At 73.1% G+C, this 5,989-nt stretch carries 4 protein-coding genes; 1 reads left to right on the top strand and 3 read right to left on the bottom strand.

All coding sequences use genetic code 11. The features are described 5' to 3' along the window. Positions 1-312: 312 nt before the first annotated feature. Positions 313-1,293: an NAD-dependent epimerase/dehydratase family protein gene (locus tag ACTHNQ_RS04745; RefSeq protein ID WP_440331551.1), complete on the bottom strand. Its 981-nt coding sequence runs from the start codon at positions 1,291-1,293 to the stop codon at positions 313-315. Between the two features lie 67 nt (positions 1,294-1,360). Continuing rightward, on the bottom strand, positions 1,361-1,924 hold the full coding sequence (locus ACTHNQ_RS04740) for a dihydrofolate reductase family protein (RefSeq protein ID WP_440331549.1): 564 nt from the start codon (positions 1,922-1,924) through the stop codon (positions 1,361-1,363). 47 nt (positions 1,925-1,971) lie between these two features. Between ACTHNQ_RS04740 and pdxR the strand changes: the two genes are divergently transcribed. Next, positions 1,972-3,387, top strand: a complete 1,416-nt coding sequence (gene pdxR, locus ACTHNQ_RS04735; RefSeq protein WP_440331547.1) for a MocR-like pyridoxine biosynthesis transcription factor PdxR — start codon at positions 1,972-1,974, stop codon at positions 3,385-3,387. Between the two features lie 54 nt (positions 3,388-3,441). Here pdxR and pheT read toward each other — a convergent pair. Further along, the coding region (gene pheT / locus ACTHNQ_RS04730; protein ID WP_440331546.1) for a phenylalanine--tRNA ligase subunit beta at positions 3,442-5,989 on the bottom strand (2,548 nt) is incomplete at its 5' end.

The raw sequence follows: 5,989 nt of genomic DNA, 5'->3' as shown, positions 1-5,989 counted from the left end.
CGGATCTCGACGTCGGGATGCGCGGCGAGGATCCGCAGGATCTCGCCGCCCGCATAGCCGGATGCGCCGCTGACGGCGACCGAATATGTCATGGATTCCACCTTAGAGTCTGGGTGCAGGGGCCGGAGACGGCGACGCCCGGACGCAGACGTCCATGACGGACGGCGTGCGGGGTCGCCTAGAGTCGGCGCAGGCCCAGACGGCGTCGGCGCGCGGGAACGGCGCTCGGAGCGAGCGTCTGCGGTCCCTGGAACGCCGAAGGCATGCGCCGACGATAACGGCCGGTGTGCGGCATCCGCAAATCGAGACCGGTCAGGCACCCAGATCGCCGAGCAGCGACAGCTCGTCGGCGCGGGTCAGCCCGGCGCGGCGCACCCGGTCGAGCCCTCGTGATCGTTCATCGGCGAGCGTGCGCTCCAGGGTCTCGCGCAACGGCCGCAGCACTCCCCCCGCCGTCCGGAACACGTCGTTGCGGTGCGTCATGAATCCCGGCATGTCGGCCGGCAACCACAGCGGCAGCGAGCGCGGCCCCGACCAGTACGCCACGTCGTGATCGATGAGGAACCCGTCGGATGCCGCCACCGCCGAGCCGGTGTGCCCGGCCGCTTCACGTGCCGCCTCCAGCGTCGCGGCGAGCGTGGCGATGTCGCCGACGGCATTGGCCGTACCGTGCCACTGCTCCGCGCCGACGCGGACGACGAAGGCGGCGACGTCGTCGACGTCGATCACCTGCGCATGGTGCCCGTCGGTCTCGGGCACGAGCACGGGCCCCCTGCCCGCGAGCGCGAACCGCGACACCCAGTAGCCGAAGCGGTCGGTCGGGTCGCCCGGTCCGACGATGAGTCCGGGACGCACGACGGCGGCGCGATCGCCGAGCGCGTCGCGCACCGCCATCTCGGCCGTCACCTTGTCGCGGCCGTAGTCGGAATCCTCCCCCGCCGCCGCCGGGGTCAGCAGCTCGGCCGACTCGTCCTGGCCCGGGGCATCGGCGCGCGCGTACGCCGACACGCTGGAGACATAGGTCCAGTGCGCGGCCCTCGGTGCGAGAGCCGCGACCGCCGCGGCGACGTGACGAGGATTCGACGACACGTCCACGACCTCGTCCCACTCGCGGCCCGCCACCTCGGCATACGGGTCGGCGGCGTCGCGGTCGGCGACGACGAGCGCCGTGCCTTCGGGGGCCGGTCGGGCACCCCGCGCGAGGCACGTGACGGCGGCACCGGCATCCTGCCACTGCCGGGCGATGCGCCCGCTCAGCCAGCCCGTCCCGCCCAGGATCAGCACATCGGTCATGACACCAGCAAACCAGTTCGGCGGCGCAGAGCGCAGGCACTCCGCCGTCGGCGGAACAGCGCACCCGTCAGCCGGGCCGTTGGACGGTGTAGATCGCCGCCGAGACGTCCTCGCCCGGCACGAGGTGCGTGAGGGTCAGCTCGCGAGGCGAGGGGAGCTCGCCGAAGAGCCGGGTGCCGCGACCGAGCAGCACCGGCACGACCATGAGGACGAGCTCGTCGACGAGATCCGCCTGCAGGAACTGCCGGGCGATGTCCGGACTGCCCATGATCACGACGTCGCTGCCGCCCGCTGCCGCGTGGGCCAGCGCGTCCGCGTCACGCACCCCCGTCGTGACGAACGTGTAGACGGTGCCGTTGCGGGCGATCGGCGGACGAGGATCGTGCGCCAGCACGAAGACCGGGCTGTCGAACACGTGGTCGTCGCCCCACGGCTCCTGGCCCGCGAGCCAGGTGCGGTGACCGAAGACGATCGCGCCGGCCGACCGGAAGCGTTCGTATTGGGCCGCGGCGGTGTCGGGTGGCGCCGATCCGATGCCGCCGAGCCAGTGGTGCAACCGTGAGAGGTCGTCACCGGGGCCGACGGCGAACCCGTCGACGGAGATGGTGCAGAAGATGAAGGTCGTCGCCATGTCTCGCACCGTACGCGCGGATCGGTCCAGTGGTATGGTCCGCTTGCATGGCGCAGCACTGGACCGCTTCTGATCTGCAGCTCGCTCTCGGCGCCGATCGCGGGCCGGATCTCGGCGCCCGGCTGCAGGCAGCGTTCCGCGACGCCGTGCGCCGCGGAACGCTCGGGCCCGGTGATGCGCTTCCGTCGTCCCGCGCGCTGGCCGCGCACCTCGGCACCGCGCGGGGAACGATCGTGGGCGTGTACGAGCAGCTCGTCGCCGAGGGCTACTTCATCGCCCACGGTGGGAGCCGCACAAGGATCTCTCCGCACGTGGAGCCCGTGCGTCCGCCCCGGACCACGCCCGCGGCGACGACGTGGCGGTTCGACCTGCGCCCGGGAGTGCCGGACCTCCGCCGGTTCCCTGCGGCCGACTGGGCCTGGGCGTACGCGCAGGGTGCTCGCGGCCTCGGGTCCCCCGCCCTCGACTACGGCGACGGCAGAGGGCACTCGCTCGCCCGTGAGGTCGTCGCGGCGCACATGCGCCGGGTGCGGGCCGCCGAGGTCGACGCGGACGGCGTGATCCTCGCCTCCGGCTTCGCGCAGTGCGCGGCACTGGTCTTCGACGCCCTCGCGGCGCGGGGCGTCCGCCGCATCGCGGTCGAGGATCCCGGTGACCGCTCCGTCGACCGCGCGGTGGCGCGCAGCGGCGGCACCGTCCTCCCCGTCCCGGTCGACGACGACGGGCTGCGTGTCGACCTGCTCGCGGCGACAGACGCCCAGGCGGTCGTGGTGACGCCCGCGCACCAGACCCCCACGGGCGCGGTGCTCTCGCCGGCGCGACGGGGCGAGCTCCTCGCCTGGGCGGCGCACACCGGCGGCTGGATCGTCGAGGACGACTACGACTCGGAGTTCCGCTACGACCGCCAGCCGGTCGGCTGCCTGCAAGGGCTGGCGCCGGATCGCGTGGTGCTCGTGGGCTCCGCCAGCAAGACCCACGCCCCGGCCGTGCGCATGGGATGGATGGCGGTCCCATCAGCCCTCGCCGACGGCATCGCCCAGGGCCGTCTCGATGCCGACCGCGGCGGGTCGGCCCTGGACCAGCTGGCGTTCGCCAGGCTGATCGAGTCCGGCCGCCACGACCGCCACGTGCGCACCATGCGCGGCATCTACGCCGGCCGACGGCAGACCCTGGTCGACGCCCTCCATGCGTGCCGCGCGCCGATGCGCCTCACGGGGATCTCGGCCGGGTTCCACGGCGTGCTCGCCCTCCCCGACGAGGTGGACGTCGACGGGCTCGTGGGGGATGCCGCGTCGCACTCGATCCGCCTCAGAGGCCTGGGCGCCTACGCCGCGGGCCCGACGGGTCGCGGGTCCGCGCTGGCGCTCGGGTTCGGCAACGTCGACGACGAAGCCCTGGTCGAGGCGCTGCGCACCCTCGACCGGCTCGTCGTCTCCCGGCTCGGCGCCCGGCCGACTCCGTGAACGAGCGCGGCGCGCGGGACGAGTCGTCCCGCGCGCCGCGTCACATCGACGGCGCTACTCGCGGATCGTCGCGCCGAAGCGCTCGGCCGCGACCGCGACGCCGGCGAGCTTCGCCTCGCTCGCCTCGGCCGCGGTGAGCGTGCGGTCGTCGGCGCGGAAGCGGAGTGCGAACGTCAGGCTCTTCGTCCCCTCGGGCACGCCCTGGCCGCGGTAGTCGTCGACGAGGCGCACGGACTCCAGCAGGTCGCCCGCGCCCTCCACGAGCGCCGCGCGCACGTCGGCGGCCGCGACGTCCGCGGCGAGCACGAGCGAGACGTCCTGCGTCGCGGCCGGGAAGCCCGACAGCGATGCCGCGACGACCTTCTCCCCCGCGAGCGAGAGCACGAGGTCGAGATCCAGCTCGGCCACGATCACGCGACCGGGGAGATCGGATGCCTCGGCCACCGCCGGAAGCAGCTCGCCGACATAGCCGACCTCGGTGCCCGCGACGGTCAGGACGCCCGTGCGACCGGGGTGCAGCGCGGCGCGCTCGCCCTGGGTCACATCGATCTGGACGCCCGCGGCCGAGGCGATCGTGCGGACCGCATCCAGCGCGTCGCCGAGCTCCGCGGTCACCGGCGCGACCCCCGGCTGCTTCGCGACCAGGTGGCCGGTCAGCAGCACCGCGACGTGCCGGTGCTGGGGCGGGATGGAGGCATCCAGCTCCGCCAGGGTGGCGGCATCCGGACGCACCGCCAGAGGCGGGACGAACGACGTGCCGTACTGCACGCCCGGCTTCGGCAGGAACACCAGGCCGGTCTCGAACAGCGACAGGTCGGTGAGGCCGCGCGACACGTTGCGGTGCGCGACCTGCAGGAGGCCGGGGATCAGCGTGCGACGCAGGAACGGCGCCTGCCCGTCGAGCGCGTTCGCGAGCTTGACGCTCGGCAGATGAGCGCCCGAAGCGGAGCCGTGCAGGTCGTTCTGCTCCTCGGTCGTGAAGCCGAACGACGGCGTCTCGACGTAGCCGGCGGCGGCGAGCGCATTGGCGACCCGACGACGCCCGAGCTGCAGCGCTGTGAGCCCGCGGCCCGACGGCGGCAGCGGAAGATGCGACGGGATGCGGTCGTAACCCTCGATGCGGGCGACCTCTTCGGCCAGCGTCCACTTGTCGGTGAGGTCGGGACGCCAGGAAGGCGGGATGACCTGCCAGCCCTCCTCGTCCTCGGCGCCCACCACGTCGCAGCCGATGAGGCGCAGGGCGCCCTCGATCTCGCCCGGCGTGTAGTCGACGCCGATGAGCCGCTGCACGAAGGTGGGCGGCAGGGCGATCCCGGGAATGAACACCTCGGCGAACAGCGCACCGCCGAGCTCCTCGTCACTCGTGCCGCCCGCGTACTCGACCATGAGGTCGGCCACACGGCGAGCGGCCACGAAGGGAACGAGCGGGTCGACGCCGCGCTCGAAGCGACGCGACGCCTCGCTGGGCAGCTTGTGGCGGCGGGCGGTGCGCGCGATCGACACGGTGTCGAACGTGGCCGCCTCGATGAGGACGTTGCGGGTGGTGTCGCTCATCTCGGTCGTGCCGCCGCCCATGACGCCGGCGAGGCCGATCGGACCGGACTCATCGGTGATGAGCAGGTCCTCGGGGTCGAGGGTGCGGACCTTGCCGTCGAGCGTCTCGAGCTTCTCGCCCGCCGCAGCCCGGCGCACCGTGATGCCGCCCTGCAGCTTGTCGAGGTCGTAGCCGTGGATCGGCTGACCCAGCTCGAGCATCACGTAGTTCGTGATGTCGATGAGGATGCCGAGGCTGCGGATGCCCGCGAGCGACAGGCGCGCGATCATCCAGGCGGGCGTCGGCTTGGTCGGGTCCACGTCGCGCACCACGCGTGCCACGAACTCCGACGCACCGACCCGGCCGCGGATGGGCGCCTGGTCGTCGACCGAGATCGGGAAGCCGGAACCCGGTGCGAGCTCCTCCCACGGGCGCTCGGCGGGATCGCGGAACGCGGCCCCCGTCGAGTGCGAGTACTCGCGGGCGACACCGCGGATCGACAGCGCGTAGCCGCGGTCGGGCGTCACGTTGATGTCGACCGCGACGTCGTCGAGACCGAGGAGCGCGATCGCGTCCGTGCCGACGGGCGCGTCGATGCCGAGCTCGACGAGGCGCAGGATGCCCGAGTGCTCGTCGCCGAGGCCGAGCTCCCTCGCCGAGGCGATCATGCCGTCCGAGACATGCCCGTACGTCTTGCGCGCCGCGATGGGGAACGGGCCGGGCAGCACGGCGCCGGGAAGCGTCACGACGACCTTGTCGCCGGCGAAGAAGTTGCGCGCACCGCACACGATTCCTCTGACTGCGGGGCCGCTTGCGGCACCATCGATTCCTGAGCCTGTCGAAGGACCGCCGTCGGCGGCGAGCTCGTCGCCGGGGGCGACACGCACCTGGCACCAGCGGATCGTCTTGCCGTTGGACTGCGGCTCCTCGACGAACTCGACGACCTCGCCGACGACGATCGGGCCCTGGAGGTCGAAGCGGTGGACGTCCTCCTCCTCGAATCCGACGCGCACGAGCGCGGCGAGGACGTCCTCCGCCGAGGCATCCACCGGGACGTCGACGTACTCA

It is taken from the genome of Microbacterium sp. (genome assembly GCF_051953575.1).
In the GTDB taxonomy this organism is placed as follows: domain Bacteria; phylum Actinomycetota; class Actinomycetes; order Actinomycetales; family Microbacteriaceae; genus Microbacterium.
This window is presented reverse-complemented; position numbering and strand designations above follow the sequence as displayed.

Bases quoted from the DNA above. Each gene is read 5' to 3' on its own strand.
- ACTHNQ_RS04745 (WP_440331551.1), bottom strand. From the start codon at position 1,293: ATGACCGATGTGCTGATCCTGGGCGGGACGGGCTGGCTGAGCGGGCGC.
- ACTHNQ_RS04740 (WP_440331549.1), bottom strand. From the start codon at position 1,924: ATGGCGACGACCTTCATCTTCTGCACCATCTCCGTCGACGGGTTCGCC.
- pdxR (WP_440331547.1), top strand. From the start codon at position 1,972: ATGGCGCAGCACTGGACCGCTTCTGATCTGCAGCTCGCTCTCGGCGCC.